At 75.2% G+C, this 15,641-nt stretch carries 15 protein-coding genes; 6 read left to right on the forward strand and 9 right to left on the reverse strand.

Features of this window, described 5'->3' with window-relative positions; all coding sequences use genetic code 11:
• Positions 1-57: 57 nt before the first annotated feature.
• The gene (locus AB0442_RS08140; protein ID WP_366161520.1) at positions 58-219 is read right to left on the reverse strand and encodes a hypothetical protein; all 162 of its coding nucleotides are present in this window, start codon (positions 217-219) and stop codon (positions 58-60) included.
• Positions 220-437: 218 nt separating this feature from the next.
• On the opposite strand from AB0442_RS08140, the gene AB0442_RS08145 reads away from it, so the two are divergent.
• From AB0442_RS08145 to AB0442_RS08160, 4 genes are all read left to right on the forward strand, one after another.
• A complete protein-coding gene (locus tag AB0442_RS08145) occupies positions 438-1,034 on the forward strand; it encodes a hypothetical protein (RefSeq protein WP_366161521.1) in 597 nt (198 codons plus the stop codon).
• Positions 1,035-1,358: 324 nt separating this feature from the next.
• Complete coding sequence (locus AB0442_RS08150; protein ID WP_366161523.1) at positions 1,359-1,601, forward strand: hypothetical protein; 243 nt, start codon at positions 1,359-1,361, stop codon at positions 1,599-1,601.
• A gap of 322 nt (positions 1,602-1,923) precedes the next feature.
• On the forward strand, positions 1,924-2,250 hold the full coding sequence (locus AB0442_RS08155) for a hypothetical protein (RefSeq protein WP_366161525.1): 327 nt from the start codon (positions 1,924-1,926) through the stop codon (positions 2,248-2,250).
• A 262-nt stretch (positions 2,251-2,512) separates the two neighbouring features.
• Complete coding sequence (locus AB0442_RS08160; protein WP_344624931.1) at positions 2,513-3,274, forward strand: SDR family NAD(P)-dependent oxidoreductase; 762 nt, start codon at positions 2,513-2,515, stop codon at positions 3,272-3,274.
• A 61-nt stretch (positions 3,275-3,335) separates the two neighbouring features.
• On the opposite strand, the gene AB0442_RS08165 is transcribed toward AB0442_RS08160, so the two are convergent.
• The 6 genes from AB0442_RS08165 to AB0442_RS08190 form a co-directional block, all read right to left on the reverse strand.
• Complete coding sequence (locus AB0442_RS08165; protein ID WP_366161526.1) at positions 3,336-3,812, reverse strand: hypothetical protein; 477 nt, start codon at positions 3,810-3,812, stop codon at positions 3,336-3,338.
• 683 nt (positions 3,813-4,495) lie between these two features.
• A complete protein-coding gene (lexA, locus tag AB0442_RS08170) occupies positions 4,496-5,161 on the reverse strand; it encodes a transcriptional repressor LexA (protein ID WP_366161527.1) in 666 nt (221 codons plus the stop codon).
• A gap of 112 nt (positions 5,162-5,273) precedes the next feature.
• Entirely contained in the window at positions 5,274-5,735 is a 462-nt protein-coding gene (locus tag AB0442_RS08175; protein ID WP_366161528.1) for an OB-fold nucleic acid binding domain-containing protein, read from the reverse strand.
• Between the two features lie 53 nt (positions 5,736-5,788).
• The gene (locus AB0442_RS08180; RefSeq protein WP_366161529.1) at positions 5,789-8,524 is read right to left on the reverse strand and encodes an error-prone DNA polymerase; all 2,736 of its coding nucleotides are present in this window, start codon (positions 8,522-8,524) and stop codon (positions 5,789-5,791) included.
• A 49-nt stretch (positions 8,525-8,573) separates the two neighbouring features.
• Positions 8,574-10,133 carry a DNA polymerase Y family protein gene (locus AB0442_RS08185; RefSeq protein ID WP_366161530.1) on the reverse strand — a complete coding sequence of 520 codons (1,560 nt, stop codon included), beginning with the start codon at positions 10,131-10,133 and terminating at the stop codon, positions 8,574-8,576.
• Positions 10,133-10,825, reverse strand: a complete 693-nt coding sequence (locus AB0442_RS08190; RefSeq protein ID WP_366161531.1) for a hypothetical protein — start codon at positions 10,823-10,825, stop codon at positions 10,133-10,135. The genes AB0442_RS08185 and AB0442_RS08190 overlap by 1 nt, the downstream gene beginning before the upstream one ends.
• 220 nt (positions 10,826-11,045) lie before the next feature.
• Here AB0442_RS08190 and AB0442_RS08195 point away from each other — a divergent pair, with 220 nt between their 5' ends.
• Together AB0442_RS08195 and AB0442_RS08200 are read left to right on the forward strand one after the other, a co-directional pair.
• Positions 11,046-11,984 (forward strand): DNA-3-methyladenine glycosylase 2 family protein, encoded by a 939-nt coding sequence (locus tag AB0442_RS08195; protein WP_366161533.1) that lies wholly within the window; start codon positions 11,046-11,048, stop codon positions 11,982-11,984.
• Between the two features lie 562 nt (positions 11,985-12,546).
• Positions 12,547-14,151 carry a M48 family metallopeptidase gene (locus tag AB0442_RS08200; RefSeq protein WP_366161535.1) on the forward strand — a complete coding sequence of 535 codons (1,605 nt, stop codon included), beginning with the start codon at positions 12,547-12,549 and terminating at the stop codon, positions 14,149-14,151.
• Between the two features lie 344 nt (positions 14,152-14,495).
• Here the strand turns inward: AB0442_RS08200 and AB0442_RS08205 are convergent, their stop codons facing one another.
• Complete coding sequence (locus AB0442_RS08205; protein WP_366161537.1) at positions 14,496-15,035, reverse strand: carbon-nitrogen hydrolase family protein; 540 nt, start codon at positions 15,033-15,035, stop codon at positions 14,496-14,498.
• Between the two features lie 18 nt (positions 15,036-15,053).
• Positions 15,054-15,635: a GNAT family N-acetyltransferase gene (locus AB0442_RS08210; protein ID WP_366161538.1), complete on the reverse strand. Its 582-nt coding sequence runs from the start codon at positions 15,633-15,635 to the stop codon at positions 15,054-15,056.
• Positions 15,636-15,641 lie beyond the last annotated feature (6 nt).

A 15,641-nucleotide genomic window follows, 5' to 3' on the forward strand; every position in this document is an offset into this window, starting at 1 on the left:
CACCGGCGAGGTGCTGTGCCTCTCGCTGGCCGACCGCACCCCGTGCGCCGGGCAGCCCTACGCGCAGGTCGTCGCCACCAACCACGACCTGCCGAGCACCCAGGGCGCCCTCCACCTCGGCGCGCTGACGGTGGCGGGTGACAAGGTCTTCGCCTCGTCCTCACCGCAGAGCAGCGGCTCCACCGTCCCCGGCCCGCCCGCGTTGGGCTGCTTCGACACGGCCACCAGGGCGGTCTGCTCGGGCTGGGAGTCCCCGCACCCCGCCGGCCCCGACGCCGGGTACTACACGTACGACGTACACCTCCTACGACACCGCCGGCCACCCGGCCGGCGTCTGCACCAGCACCGTCGGCGGCGCCCACGTCCTGACCACCTGTTACGGCCTCGACGGCTCCGAGCACTCCGCGCCCGCCACCCTCTCGACGCTGGCCGGCAACGTGCTGACCTTCAACCCCGAGACGGTCACCACGGACACCGGGACCCGCAGCTACTTCCCCGTCTGGGGCGGCACCGTGGCCGGGGCGACGGTCTGCCACGACTGGACGACCGCCGCGCCCTGCGCGGGGTTCCCGATGCCCGCGCCCCACCCCGGCGTCAACGGCGGAGCCACCCGCGACTACGGCTACGCGTACGACGTCACCACCCGCTGTCTGATCGGCCTCGGCGACGCGGGCGTCCTGTTCTCCCTGGACCCGGCGTCCGGTGCCACCCCGTGCGTCCACAGCGGCGCGGCCGTCACCCTCAGGCCCGCCGACTTCTACTGCGACGGCGCCACCGGCCACGTCCAGGGCTACACCCGGGCACGGCTGACCGACATCGACCTCTCGCACGTCGACCCGGCGGCGTCCCGGGTCCTCGTCACGGACCCCGACCGCACGCCCGTCGCCGCCCCGGCCCTCGCCCCGGACGGCACCGTCGACCTGTCCGGCATCTCGGCGACCGCGCACCCGGCGATCACCGTCACGGCCCAGCTGGCGCTCACCTCCACCGGGGGCTTCACCACCGACAACCACCCCGCGCTGGTCGTCGAGTAGCGGGGCGACGCACCACAGATCTGCTTCCGCACCACGGTCACGCCCGACTGCGCGACCACGTCCGTCACCAACACGGCGACCGGCACCGACGCGACCGGCGTCCTCGCCTCCAACACCGTCACCACCGCCGTCGCCCCGGGCGCCGGCTGCCGGCCCCGGGTCAGCGTCGAGAAGGAGATCTGCGGCTCCGGAAACCCGCACGACTGCGAACCCGGCGGCCCGGGCCCCTGGGCCAAGACCAGCCCCGTCGGCCTGCTGCGCCTGCTCGGCCACGCGCACTGGCGGATCACCGTCACCAACGACGGCCCGGTCGACGCCACGTCGGTGACCGTCAACGACTCGGTCACGCCCGGCTGCCGGCAGGCCGCCGGCACCTTCGCCCTGGCGGCCGGAACCAGCCGCGCGGTCCACTGCGACTCCCTGCTGCTGGCACTGCCGTTGAAGAACACCGCCTCCGCGAGCTTCGTCCCCCGCGAACCCGCCGCCCGGCACCGCCCCCACCACCACCGCGCCCTCCTCGGCGGTGGCCTGCTCCCTGCTCTGCATCCTCGGGGCACCCGGCAGTGACCGACGGGTGGGCCCTCACCCGCAGCTCATCGGGTGAGGGCCCCGTTGTCGATGTGGTGCCGGTGATCGCAGGCACGCCTGCCGCTTCCGGGGAAGCCGTCCCTCTCGGTGACCGATCGCACGGGGGTGCGCAGACGAGGCATGCCCCCAGTGGCATTCCCGGGCCAACATCGGACACGAACCTCCTTTGGGCCGCCGGGACCGGAGTGCGCCGGGCGGGTGGTCTTTCCGCCCTTACGGGGCATGTGACCCGGAGTGAGACGCGAATCCGGGAATCGAGGGCGTGCCGGATGTCCCGGCGTCCATGACAGAAGGAAGCACCATGCGTCTTCGCAACTCCCTGCTCGCTGCGGCCGGTGCCCTGCTCATCACCCTGGCGGTGCCGAGCTCGGCCTCCGCGGCCACCGGCGACTTCCTCTACAAGGTCGGCCCGGGCATCCCGGCCGGGATCGCCGATCCGGAGAGCGGCCAGTGCGTCAACCTGTTCGGGGCGACCGAGGACCATCCGGCCTTCGCCCCCGAGAACCTCACCGACTCCACGGCCACCGTCTTCCTCGACTTCGACTGCTCGGGCGACACGTACTTCGTCATGAACCCCGGCAAGAAGCTCGGCGACCGCCTGAAGCTCCGCTCGGTGATCTTCAGCTGACCGGGACAGTCGACCGGGCCCGCCCTCCGACGGACCGGCCGGCCTGACCACGGCTGCGGGCCTGCCCCGGCGCGGCCGGCCCGCACCGCCGTACGGCGGACCGCGCCCCGGACCGACGGCGGGTCAGGCCCTCGCAGCACGGCCGGGCCGACCCCGGACCCTATGATCCGAAGCACCAGAAGCAGCCATTGCAGCACCGAGAGTGACGCACGGTGCAGGTGCCGGGCATCGTCGGCGGCACTCGGACGGGAGACCTGTGGACGTGAGCACGGACCGGAACGGGTTGGACGGCGCGGTCGTCGCCGTGGCGGGCGCGGCCGGCCCCGCGGGGCGGGCGGCGCTGCTGCGGCTCGCCGCGGCGGGTGCCACGGTCGTCGCGGCCGACGCGGACGCCGCACGGCTCGCGGACGCGGTGGACGCCGCCCGCTCCGCGCACGGCGGCGCCACCGTGACCGGTGACACGGTCGACCTGCTCGACCCGGACGCGACCCGCGCCTGGGCGCACCGCATCGAGAAGGATTCGGGGCGCATCGACGGCCTGGTCCACCTCGTCGGCGGCTGGCGCGGCTCGGCGACGTTCGCCGAGACGAACCTCGGGGACTGGACCGTCCTGGAGGACCTGCTGGTGCGCACCGTCCAGCACACCTCGCTCGCCTTCCACGACGCCCTCCTGCGCAGCGGGCGAGGCCGGTTCGTGCTGATCAGCGCGGAGGGTGCCAGCCGGCCCACCGCCGGGAACGCCGCCTACGCGGCCGCGAAGGCGGCCGCCGAGGCGTGGACGCTCGCCCTCGCCGACGACTTCCGCAAGGCCGGAGGGGACGACGGTCCGCAGGCCGCGGCCACGATCCTGGTGGTGAAGGCGCTGGTCCACGACGCCATGCGCGCCGAACGCCCGAACGCGAAGTTCGCCGGCTTCACCGACGTCAAGGACCTCGCGGACGCCATCGCCGGCCTCTGGGAGAAGCCCGCCCTGGAGATCAACGCGGCCCGGCTGTGGCTGGCCGCCCAGCCCCCCAAGCCCTGATCGGGGCCGGGCGCCGGCGGCGGCCGCTCGGCCCGGGTCCCCGGCCGGGCGAGCGGGGCGGTCAGTCCTCGCGGCGGGTCATGTGCATGTGCCAGTTGGTGATCCAGGTCCGGCCCTCGTCCACGGAGAAGGCCTGCTCCCAGTGGGCGGTGGTCCCGGTGATCTCCGACCAGACGAAGCGGACGTGCACCGTGCGGCCCCGGTACTCGTCGTCGCCGTGGAAGAGACCGGTGCCGTCCGGCTGGAAGGAGCCGACGACGGGCGGGCAGAGGACGCCGGTGCGCTCGTTCGCCCAGTACAGGGACCAGGCGTCGGCGGCCGGGTCGTACAGGCGCAGGGTCAGGCCCGTGAAGCCCTTGGTCGGGAACTCGATCTCGTCGAAGCTGGCCCGCCCGTCGAAGTGTGCGGTGGCGCGGGTGATGCCGGGGAACTCCTCCCAGCGGTCGTCGCCCTCGGTCGGATCGAGGAAGTCCTTGCGCCAACGGTTGACGACGTCGTAGGTGCCGGTGAAGAAGCCGAAGCCGGTGCTGTTGTCCATGGGCCGCAGACTAGGAGCACTCCCCTGACATCTCCTGTCAGTGGAGTCGGACAGCCGGACGAGGGCGGGAGTGGGAGCACCGCTCGGGGCTCGCGGGGTTGATTGCCCCTGTCCGGTGATCATCCGGCGCATGGGCCGGGCCGTGCTGTCGGGGTGCGCGGCGAGTGCCGTGCCGAGACCGGCGCCGATGATCGTGACGGGGGTGTGCATGGTGGCTCCTCGGGGTCGGGATCGGCCGATGAGCTGTGGCCGCCTGTCCCCGGAAGGGTGTCGGAGTCCTCCGACCCCCTGCTGTCATCGGGCCGGCAGGTGACCGACACCGCAGATCAGTCCCGACCTCCGCCCGGACGGGCGCTCGGCCGGTCAAGCGCTCAGCTGCCCCGCCAGGAGCGGGCCCGTGCGCGAGGCGGCCGTCCGGGTGGGCGCGGGCACCATTGCGGATCGTCCGGGACGCACGTCGTGCCGGGCGGGCCGGCGATTGGGCGCCGGCCGGTGGTCAGGGCTGGCCGCGCTCGGGGTTCGCGGCCAGCCCTTGTCGGACCAGGTTCGCGCAACGGCCTGCGGGTGCGCGGCCGGACTGCGCCGCTCGGGGTGTTCGGTCGCCCTGGCGTGCGACGGGGCTGCGCTGCACGGACCAGTCCGCAGCCGGGCGTGCAGCCGGGCCGCCGGTCGTCCCGGTGGTGCTACACGGTGCGCAGGACGGCGACGACCTTGCCGAGGACGGTGGCGCGGTCTGCGGGGAGGGGCCGGTGGGTGGCGAGGTGCGGGAGGAGCCAGGTGCGTTCGCCGTCCCGGCGGTAGCGGCTGACGGTGGCCTCGCCGTCGATCATCGCGGCGACGAGGTCGTCGTCGTCCGCGACGCCCTGGCGTCGGACCATGACGAGGTCGCCGTCGCGCATCGTGCCGTCGGTCGTGGCGGCGCCGCGGACGGTGAGTGCGATCAGTTCGCCGTCGCCGACGATCCGGCGGGGCAGGTGCAGCACGTCCTCGTCGTGCACGGCGGCGAGCGGGCCTCCGGCGCGCCCCGGGCTGACCAGGGGAACGGCCACCGAGCCGCGCTCCGGGCCGCCGGGGACGGTGGGGCGGGTGGCGGTGAGGCGGTAGGTGCGGGTGCGCTGGGGGTCGGCCTCGACGTGGCCGAGGTCCTGGAGGCGGTTGATCTGGTGGGCGACCGAGGAGCTGCTGGACAGGCCCACGGCCCGCCCGATCTCGCGCAGGGTGGGCGGGTAGCCGCGGGCGGCGGTGTGGTCGGCGATCACCGCGAGGATGGCCCGTTGCCGGTCCGTCAGGCCGTCGCGGCCCACCGCGCGGCGCCGGCCGTGCACGAGCGTGCTGGGGCTGTCTGCCATGGCTGCTGTCCCCTCCTGCTGGTCGTGGCCGTGACTCCGACGGTAGCCCGCGCCACTGACAGCGCCCGGTCGGCCGGCGGCGGCGGACCCGCACCTGTGCACCGGCGGGTGGTCAGCGGAAGTCCCGGCCGGTGGTGCCGGGGGCGAGGGTGAGCGGGGCGAGGCGGGTGGCCCGGAGGTTGGTGGCGCCGCCGCGGCGCTCGACGGTGCCGTGGACGAGGAGGCCGGCGTTCTGCAGGGCGGTGCGGCGCCGGCGCTGCCAGACGTGGGGCGGGCAGACCACGTCGATCAGGCCGGTCTCGTCCTCGAGGGAGATGAACAGGACGCCGCCGGCCGTCGGCGGGCGCTGGCGGTGGGTGACCAGGCCGCCGACGACGACCGGCCTGTTCACGGGGGCGGTCCTGAGGGCGGCGGCGGTCAGGGCGCCGCACCGGTCGAGGCGGGGGCGGGCGTGCTGGACGGGGTGGCCGGTGGCGGAGACGCCGGTCGCCCACAGGTCGGCGATGGTCTCCTCGACGGCCGTCATCTCGGGCAGGTCCGGGGCGGTGAGCGCCGGGGCGGTGCCGGGCAGCATGTCCGGTTCGGTGCGGGCGAGCAGCCCGGCGGACCAGAGGGCCTGGCGGCGGGTCAGGCCGAGGCTCTTGAACGCGCCGGCGGTGGCGAGCGCCTCCAGCGCGGGGGCGGGCAGGCGGTGCGCAGGGCGAGGTCTTCGAGGTCGGTGTAGGGGCGGCCGGCGGAGATCGCCCGGGCGTGGTCGGTGCCGAGGCCGCGGACGGTCTCCAGTCCGAGGCGGACGGCCGGCCCGTCGGGCTCGGTTCCGGCCTCCAGGGTGGGGCCGGCCTGGGAGAGGTTGATGTCGGCGGGGCGGACGTCGACGCCGTGGCGGCGGGCGTCGGCGATCAGGGTGAGCGGGGAGTGGAAGCCCATCGGCTGGTTGGCGAGCAGGGCGCAGGTGAACGCGGCCGGGTGGTGGTGCTTGAGCCAGGCGCTCGCGTAGACGAGGAGGGCGAAGCCGGCGGCGTGGGACTCGGGGAAGCCGTAGGAGGAGAAGGCGTCGATCGTGGCGTAGACGTCCTCGGCGACCTCGGGCGGGATGCCGCGCCCTGCCATGCCGGCGAGCAGGCGTTCGCGGAGTTCGGCGACGCGTTCGTGGGAGCGTTTGGCGCCCATGGCCCGGCGGAGCCTGTCGGCCTCGGAGGGGCTGAAGCCGGCGCAGTCGATGGCGAGTTGCATCATCTGCTCCTGGAAGAGCGGCACGCCGAGGGTCTTGGCGAGTGCGCGTTCCATGAGCGGGTGCGGGACGGCGGCCTCCTCGTGGCCGGTGCGGCGGCGGATGTAGGGGTGGACGGAGCCCCCCTGGATGGGGCCGGGCCGGATGAGGGCGACCTGGACGACGAGGTCGTAGAACGTCCGTGGTCGCATCCGCGGGAGGGCGGACGCCTGGGCGCGGGACTCGACCTGGAAGACGCCGACGGTGTCGGCGCGGCAGAGCATGTCGTACACCGCGGGGTCGTCCGGCGGGATCGTGGCGAGGTCGAACCGCACGCCGTGGTGCCGGGCGACGAGGTCGCAGGTGTCGTGGAGGGCGGAGAGCATGCCGAGGCCGAGCAGGTCGATCTTGACGAGGCCGGCGGCGGCGACGCTGTCCTTGTCCCACTGCAGGACGGAGCGGCCGGGCATCCGGGCCCACTCGGTGGGGCAGGTCTCGGCGACCGGGCGGCGGGTGAGCACCATGCCGCCGGAGTGGATGCCGAGGTGGCGCGGCAGGCCGCGCAGTTGCCCGGCGAGTTCGCGGACGTCGTCGGGAACGCCCGCGTCGGCGGGCGGCATCTCGTGCCAGCCGGTCTCGCGGGCGAAACGGTCGAGGTCGCCGGTGGCGTGGCCGAGGGCACGGGCGGCGTCGCGGACGGCGAGGCGGGGCTGGTAGGTGATGACGTTGGCGACCTGGGCGGCGTGGTCGCGGCCGTAGGTGTCGTACACGTACTGGATCGCCTCCTCGCGGCGGCGGTGCTCGACGTCGAGGTCGATGTCGGGCGGGCCGTCGCGTTCGGGGCTGAGGAAGCGTTCGAACAGCAGGCCGTAGTGGACCGGGTCGACGCTCGTGATGCCGAGGGCGTAGCAGACGGCGGAGTTGGCGGCGGAGCCGCGGCCCTGGCACCAGATGTCGGCGCGGCGGCAGAAGTCGACGATGTCGTGGACGATCAGGAAGTAGCCGGCCATGCCGAGCTGCTCGATCACCGTCAGCTCGTGGTCGACCTGCCGGCGCGCCCTGGCGTTCGAGGGGTCGAAGCGGCGCCGGGCCGCCTCCAGGGTGAGCCGGCGCAGCCAGCCGGCTTCGGTGTGGCCGTCGGGGACGGGGAAGCCGGGGAGTTCGGGGTCGAGGGCGCGGAAGTCGAAGGCGCAGGCGTGGGCGAGGTCGACGGTGTTCTGCTGGACGCCGGGCCAGGGGGTGAGGCGGGCGGCCATCTCGGCGGGTGAGCGCAGGTGGGCGGTGCCGGCGGCGGCGAGGTGGGGCTCGGCGTCGGCGAGGGTGCGGCGCTGGCGCAGGGCGGCGAGGGTCTGGGCGAGGCGGGTCTGGGCGGGGGCGGCGTGGTGGGCGGCGGTGGACGCGATCAGCGTGAGGCCGGTGCGGTGGGCGAGGTCGGCGAGGGCGTCGTTGCGGTCGTCGTCGCCGGGCACCCGGTGGTCCGTCAGTTCCACGAACACGTTGGCGTGGCCGTGCCGGTCGGCGAGTGCGCGCAGTTCCCGCTCCGCGGCGGCGGGTCCTTCGGTCTCGAGGGCGCGGCGGACGGCGCCCTTGCGGCAGCCGGTGAGGATCGCCCAGTGTCCGTCGGCGGCGTCGGGGAGGCGGACGGTGTCGTAGACGGGTCGGTGCTTTCCGGCGCCGGCGAGGTGGGCGTCGCCGATCGTCCCGGACAGCCGTCGGTAGCCCTCGGGGCCTCGGGCGAGGACGAGGAGGTGCTCGCCGTCCTGGTCGGGGGTTCCGGTGGGTTCGCCGGTGGCGCCGAGGGTGAGTTCGGCGCCGAACACGGTGGCGATGCCGGCCTTGCGGGCCTCGTCGGCGAGGACGGCTGCGGCGTAGAGGCCGTCGTGGTCGGTGACGGCGAGGGCCTCGGTGCCGTGGCGGACGGCCTCGGCGACCAGGTCGGCCGGGTCGGAGGCGCCGTCGAGGAAGGAGTAGGAGGTGTGGACGTGGAGCTCGGCCCAGCCGGGGCCGGGTCTCCTCGGCTCCGTCCGGGGCGGCGTGGACGCGGCTGGGCCGGGGAAGGGGATGACCCCTCCCCCGCCGGGGACGGCGCGGCCGCCGGCCATGCGGCGCTCCGGTTCGCGCCACGGCGTGGTGGGGTGGTTGGTGAATCCCATGTCTTTCCAGGTGGTGCTCGGGGGCATCGGATCCGGGGCCGCCGGTTGCTCAGCCGTCGTAGGCGCCTTCGACGCGCCAGCGGCCGCCCTCGACGGCGAGCAGTAAGGCACGGCCGTCGGCGAGCGTGACCTGCAGGCGGGCGGTGCGGCGGGCGTCGGCGGTGTCCCACCAGCGTTCGGTCGCCGGCCACGGCCCGGCCCAGCCGGTCACCTCGGCCGTCCGGCCGCCGAGGACCAGGCGGGCGGGCGGCGCGAGGGCCTCCGCGCGGGCGGTCACCTGGACTTCCTGTCCGTCGGCGTCCAGCAGCCGCACCGGCACGGGAGCGGGCGGCACGTAGGCGGGCGACGGGGCGGGCAGGCGCCCGGGCCACGGCCCGTCGGCGCGCCGCTCCTGGTGCGCGTCGCCCCACGGGGTGCGCACCACCCGATCGGCGGGGGCGCGGCCGCCGGCGAGCTCGACGGTGACGAGGCCGGTGTGGCCGAGGATCGCCTGGACGCGGGCGACGGCCCGTTCGACGCGGTCGGTGGCCTCCCGGTCGCCGTCCAGCAGGGACAGCTGCCGGCCCGGGTCGGCGACCAGGCCGTCCGGCACCAGGCGCAGTGCGACCGCGCCGCCGGCCACCGCGGAGAACAGGGCTCGGTGCTGCCAGGCCTGGAGCTGCCAGCGGACGCGTTCGGCGACCGCACCGGTCGAGAGGGCGCCTTCGTGGCGCCAGGCGCGGGAGGCGACGGTGCCGTCCGCGCAACGGACCTCCACTTCGAACCGCCGGCAGGCCAGGCCGGCGGCGGCGAGGCCGGTGTGGAGGCGTTCGGCGAGGACGCGGGCGGCGAAGACCAGGGGTTCCGCGAGCAGGTGGGGTTCCTCGAAGCGTTCCTCGGCGGTCAGGTCGAGGCCCGGTGGGCGGGCGACGACCGGGCGGGCCTCCAGTCCGCGGGCGGCGCGGTGCGCGGCGACGCCGGCCGGGCCGAACCGGTCGGCGACCGATCCGGTGGGCAGGGCGGCGAACTGACCGATCGTCGGTAGGCCGAGCCGCACCAGCAGGTCGGCGAGCTTCCCGTCCGCGAGCTCGCCGACCGGGAACCCCGCCAGGAAGCGGGCGCTCTCCCCCGGCGGCACCACCCGGTGGGATCGGGCGGCGAGCCGGGCCGCGGGCAGGCCGTCGGCGATGCCGACCCGGCACTCGAAGCCGGCCGCCTCCACCGCGTCGATGACCTTCTCCACCAGGCGGTCCTCGCCGCCGTGGAAGCGGGCCGGACCGCGCGCGGGGATCGCGCAGATCCCGGGGCGCAGCACTTCCAGGTGCGGGGCGAGGCCGGCGACGGTGTGGGCGACCTGCTCGAACAGGCGGGCCTCCGCGTCGAGGTCGCGGTCGTGGAGTTCGAGGCCGGCGACGGTGGACTGCGCGGTGCGGACCTTCTGGCCGCGGCGGGCGCCGGCCGCCCGGGCCGCGTCGGTGGCGGCCAGCAGCCGGCCGTGTTCGACCACGGCCGCCGCCCGGTCCGGGTCCAGGTCGGTGCCGAGGACGGTGGTCACCGGCCAGTCCGGGCACCACACCACCAGCACGCGCGGCGCCCGCGCCGCGTCCGCGCTCTCGGGGTCCGCGGCCATCACACCACCGCCAGCGGGCCGCGCTCGGCCGCCGCGTGCCGGGCCTGAGCCGGTACCCCGGCCGCGCGGTGGGCGGGTCCGGCGCGGCGGATCGCACCGTCCGCGTCCGGCAGCCACAGCTGCGCCTGCCGTCCGACGGCGGCGGCGCCCCGCCCACCGGAGGCGACGGTGATCCGCCGCGCGCGGAGCCGGCCGCGGCCCTGTCCCACCCCGACCCACGACCGGTCGACCACGTCCAGGCGCACCTGGGCGCCCGGCCACGGGCCGGCCACCACCAGCGCGCAGCCGGTGCGCCGCGCCACCGCCGGCAGCCGTGCGGCGAGCGGGCCGGCGACGGTGCCGGTCGGGCGCAGCAGCATGATGCCGACCGCGTCGGCGAGGGCGGCGGCGACCTCGGGCCAGCGCTCCCCCGGGTTCTCGGCGAGCAGGAGGCGGTCGAGGGCGACGCCGAGCTCGGCGGCGGCGACCAGGCCGAGGCACTGCAGGCCGACGGCTGCGCACCAGGTGCCGGCGGTGGTGGCGGCGGCTGCGAGGGCGAGCATCAGCGAGGTGTCCCCGCCGACGGAGACGACGGTGCCGGGGCGCAGGCCCCGTTCGGGCAGGAGGTCGTGGAGGGCGGGCAGGACGGGCACCAGCGGTCCCGGCCGGGACGGCTGGAGCCGGGCCGCCGGGGCGCTGAGCGTCGTCTCCACAGGCATAGGATCGAACAAATTTTCGTAGAACGCTAGTTCGAATTCAGCGTGTCGCCGAATCGTCGCGCGACGAGCAGGACACAGCCGACCCGGGCCACCGCGGCCCGGCAGGCCGATCGCCGGCGGCACCGGAACCTCGACGGCTCGGCGGACACTGTCAGACTGGTCGCGTACGGTGCCCCGGTGCCGCCGGACCACGGCGGCGTCGAACGACACGGGCATGGCGGTGAGAGCGGTGGACGGCGCAGCACGATCGCGCACCTGGTGCCCGCCGTACCCGCTCGACCTGCCCGCGGTGGTCGTGCCGCTGCGCCGCGGAGCCGGCGATCCGACGATCCTCGTGCAGGCGGGCACCGTGTGGCGGGCGTCGCGCACCCCGGCCGGCCCGGGGACGCTGCGGATCGCGGCCCGACCGGCCGAGGGCGCCGTCGCCGCGACCGCGTGGGGGCCGGGCGCGGACTGGCTGCTGGAGCAACTCCCGGCGATGCTCGGCGCGAACGACCGACCGGACGGACTGGTGCTGCCGCCGGGGAAGCTGCGGGACGTCCAACGCCGCAACCCCGGGCTGCGCCTGGGCGCGAGCGGGCTGGTGATGGACTCGCTCGTGCCGTCCGTCCTGGAGCAGAAGGTCACCGTGACCGAGGCGCACCGCGCCTGGCGGTACCTGCTGCGCCGTCACGGAACTCCGGCGCCCGGGCCCTGCGCCGAACTCGGGCTCGTGGTCCCGCCGTCGGCACGGGAATGGGCACTCGTGCCCTCATGGTCCTGGCACCGCGCCGGGGTCGACGCGAAGCGCACCGGGACGATCCTCCGCGCGGTACGGCTCGCGCCCCGCCTGGAGGAGGCCTCCGCCATGCCCGGCACCGAGGCGGCGGCCCGGCTGATGCACGTGCCCGGCATCGGGCCGTGGACCGCCGCCGAGACCCTGCAGCGCTGCAACGGCGACCCGGACGCGGTCTCCGTGGGCGACCTCCACCTGCCCGACACCGTCGTCTGGGCCCTCGCCGGGAAGGCCCGCGGCACCGACGAGGAGATGCTCGAACTCCTCGCCCCCTACGCCGGCCACCGCCACCGCGTCTGCCGCCTCATCCGCACCCTCGGCGTCCGCGCACCACGGTTCGGGCCGCGCCTGGCACCCAACGACCACCGCCGCCGGTAGGCGACCAGCGCACCTTCGCCGCCCGGCTGTCGGCAACAGTGAACAGCGGCGTCCCGTTGTGGTCGCTGAATTCCAAGGTGCCGGGCTCGGCTCGCTCAGGACGAGGCTCTCGCTGGTGGCCCTCGAACCGGAGGGAGCGTCCATTGCCGCGAAGCGAACGGCCCCTTTGGAGTGAGAGGTCTTGCCTCGATCGGGGCTGACTGTCAGGCCGCAAACAGCCCCCGCCCTGCGCGGCAACGCGGCACCGCATCCGACGCGTTGACGCGCCCGCAGATTCTGTCTTTCCTGCGTGGCAGGCCTGCCGTATGCCCTTCGTCCCCGCCGCCCCTGTCGGCCGGCACACCCCGCCCGAGCGGTGGGGGAACTACGCCGTCGGATGAGCGCCAGACCGCGCTGTGCGTCACCCGCAGTCCTCGACATCGCCAACGACTGACCTGAGCGGGGCTCTGCATGGTCACAGGGGTGGCCCTGTGCGGGAGCGGCGAACCGGAAGGATATGCTCCGGCAGCGTTGTCGCCGGGACCGATCCGAACCGGCCCGGCCCTGTGCGGGGGATCTTCTGATGTCGTTTCGGCTGCGTGCCGTCCGTGCGATCGTCCTGTTGGCGGGCTTCCACCTGATAGGTGTGACGCTTCTGGCGGCGATGGCCGTCCTCGACTGGCTGCTGCTGACGAAGCTGTTCACCGAGCGGGCGGCCTGGATGGAGGGCATGGCCCTGACCGCCACCGTTGTGATCGCGCTGGGCATTCTGCGGGGCATGGTCGTCTCGGTCCGGGCCGGGCGCCCGGGCCCGGTGCTCGACGCGGTGGCTGTCGCTCCGCAGGACCAGCCCGAGCTGTGGGAACAGGTCCGGTCCGCCGCCGAGGCGACGGGCGAACGGCCGCCGGACGAGCTCTACCTGACGGCCGAGGTCGAGGCCGGGGTCTCCGAGCACAGCCGTCTGCTGGGGCTGCTGCCCGGACGGCGCCGCATGCTGCTGGGCGCTCCGCTGCTCGCCGGGTTGACCGTCGCGCAACTACGTGCCGTCCTCGCCCACGAGTTCGGGCACTACGGCAACCTGGACACCCGGCTCGGCGGCGTGACGATGCGCGGACGGACAGCGGTGTTGCACACTGTGGAGGTGTTCGGCAACGGCGGCACCTGGCTGCACCACGCGGTCGGGTCCCTGTACGTCGGCTACGCCAAGATGTTCCTCAACGCCTCGCAGTCCGTGGCGCGACGGCAGGAGCTGGCCGCCGATCAGGTGGCTGCCCGGCACGCCGGTCGCGACGCCATGGCCGGCGCCCTGCGCGCCGTTCCGGTGCTCGGCGCCGCGCACAACCACTACCAGAAGACCTACGCCGCCATGGGCGAGCCGCTGGGCGCACTGCCGCCGGCAGGCGAGCTCCACGGCGGCTTCCGGCGCTTGCTCGCCGCCCGGACCGGGGATCAGCTCACCGCGCTCGGCGCCGGACAGCGCCCGCCCCGGCCCCACCGATACGACTCCCACCCTCTGAACGCCGAACGTCTCGCGCTGATCGTGGCACTCCCGGCCGACGAGCGGACCGGCGGGCCGGCCGACGAGCGGGCCGCGCTCTCTCTGTTGCGCGACCCGGACGGGGTGTTCACCGCGCTGGAGAGGTGCACGCTGCCGCCGGAGGCCGCCCGGCTCCGGCGGCTGAGCTGGGACGATCTCGTCAAGGCCCGTGCCGTCGCGGATGCCCTGGGCTGGTCCCGGCCGCTGCGGCTCGCGGTGGCGCGGGCGCTCCGCTCGGCGGAGAGCGGCGCGGAAGGCGCGGTACCCCGGCAGCGGGACGCCGACGGTACGATGCACGAGGAACTCCCGGACCTGTACGAGGTGCTGGACGCCGTCGACCGGGGCCTGCTGTGGACGGCGATCGCAGACCGGATGCCCAAGCCGGCGCAGGCGGGTCGGCTGACCGGGGCGTCCGCCCGCAACTTCGTCCGGCCCAGGCTCTTCGACGCCCTCGCCGGCATGGTCATGCTGCACCTCGTCGCCGCGGGCCAGGCCACCCCGGACGTCGCCTGGTCGGGACGACCGGGACTCGCGCTGCCCGACATCTGGGAGGAGCACATGGACGACGCCCTCGACGCCGTCCTCGCCGACACCCCGGACACCGCCGCCCTCCGCTCGCTGCTCACCGAGGCCGGCGCCGTGCCTGCCTGACCGTCCTGACCACCCGTCCGGAAACGGGCGCACGCTGCGGCGTACCTCCGGTCACCCCGATCTGACGGGCTCTCCCCGCCAGGCGTACCCCGTAGACCCCGTCCCGGCACGACCCGCTCGGCCGGGGCCGGTCTCACCGCCCGGCCCCCCGTCCAGGCCGAAGGCGGCGAGCAGCGCCGCTTCGGCGTGGGCAGCGCCGGCCGGGTCGATCCTCGTCAGTGTCGGCGGGGCTGCCGCAGAGGTCCGGGGTCCAGATGCCCGAGCCGCCGGAGGTCTGCGGGAAGGAACCGCTGGTACCGGCGGCCGTGGCGAGGACGACCCAGGTGCCGTGGGCGAGGGCGCGCTCACGCATGTGGGAGTCGCGGCGGCCGAAGAGGCGGGCCCGGGGCCGTAGACGGTGCCGGCGACATAGGCGTCGATGCCGAGCGCTGCCGTGTCCGCGGCGTGCTGGGGAACGGCGGCGTCGTAGCAGAGGCCAGCCCCAGCCTCCATCCGTCGACGGTGAGCACCACCGGTTCCGCGCCGGGGGTGAAGCGGTCGGACTCGGGCCCGTGCAGGTGCATCTTCCGGTAGGCCGGCGTCGTGTCCTCGCCGGTGACGGCCGGGGTGGCGATGTACTCCCGGCCGTCCGGGTCACGCACCGGTGCACCGACCAGTGCCACGGCGCCGGTCGAGCGGCAGGCCTCCGTGATCGGCCGCAGGCGGCTGTCGTCCACGGCGAGCGGCTGGGCCTCCAGGTCGTATCCCGTGAGCGAGAGTTCGGGAAAGACCAGGAGTCGCGCCTCGGACTCCTCGATGGCCTGCGCGTGTCGCTCGGCGTTGGCGAGGACGTCGGGTCCCGCCCAGACGGGCTGCACCACAGCTACTGCCAGCGGGTTCCTCACGGTTCTCCTCCTGGGGGATCAGTTCGACCGGAGGCGTGCGTGCACGTGCGCGTCGTGCCGTCCGTCCGTCTGGAGCCAGGCGCTGCGGCGGACGCTCTCCAGCGGGAAACCGGCCTTGTCGGCCACCCGGCACGACGCCGTGTTGCCCACCGCGTGTTCGAGGTCGAGTCGCTGGAAGCCGACCGTGTCGAACGCCCAGGCAGCCATGGCTTCGACGGCGCGTGGAGCGACGCCGCGCCCCCGTGCGGCCGGAACGGTCCAGTAGGCGACCTGTGCGGTGCCGTCCGCGAGGTCGAGTGCCTTGAGGGCGGCGCGGCCCAGCAGGACGTCACTCGCGGAGTCGACCACTGCCCAGCTCGCCTCCGTCTCGGCTGCCCATCCGCCGCGCCATCCCTCGATCCACTCCTCTGCCTCGGCGACCGAATCCGCCCGGCGCACGTGCCAGCGCTCGATCTCGGCATCCTGATAGGCACCCATCACCGCCCGGGCGTCGCCGGGAACCCACGGCCGCAGGTGCGCGCCGCCCCCGGCGTCCAAGGCGGGTTGGGGCCGCGCCGAGAGGAAGCCGATCGGAACGGTGGGCGGGACGAGAGAGGGCATGCCCCG

The organism is Kitasatospora sp. NPDC085895, from assembly GCF_040702125.1.
GTDB lineage: Bacteria > Actinomycetota > Actinomycetes > Streptomycetales > Streptomycetaceae > Kitasatospora > Kitasatospora arboriphila.

Coding starts and splice junctions, on each gene's coding strand:
- AB0442_RS08155 (WP_366161525.1), top strand. CDS start 1,924: ATGCGTCTTCGCAACTCCCTGCTCGCTGCGGCCGGTGCCCTGCTCATC.
- AB0442_RS08180 (WP_366161529.1), bottom strand. CDS start 8,524: ATGGGATTCACCAACCACCCCACCACGCCGTGGCGCGAACCGGAGCGC.
- AB0442_RS08210 (WP_366161538.1), bottom strand. CDS start 15,635: ATGCCCTCTCTCGTCCCGCCCACCGTTCCGATCGGCTTCCTCTCGGCG.
- AB0442_RS08195 (WP_366161533.1), top strand. CDS start 11,046: ATGGCGGTGAGAGCGGTGGACGGCGCAGCACGATCGCGCACCTGGTGC.
- AB0442_RS08165 (WP_366161526.1), bottom strand. CDS start 3,812: ATGGACAACAGCACCGGCTTCGGCTTCTTCACCGGCACCTACGACGTC.
- lexA (WP_366161527.1), bottom strand. CDS start 5,161: ATGGCAGACAGCCCCAGCACGCTCGTGCACGGCCGGCGCCGCGCGGTG.
- AB0442_RS08200 (WP_366161535.1), top strand. CDS start 12,547: ATGTCGTTTCGGCTGCGTGCCGTCCGTGCGATCGTCCTGTTGGCGGGC.
- AB0442_RS08185 (WP_366161530.1), bottom strand. CDS start 10,133: ATGGCCGCGGACCCCGAGAGCGCGGACGCGGCGCGGGCGCCGCGCGTG.
- AB0442_RS08175 (WP_366161528.1), bottom strand. CDS start 5,735: ATGCTGCCCGGCACCGCCCCGGCGCTCACCGCCCCGGACCTGCCCGAG.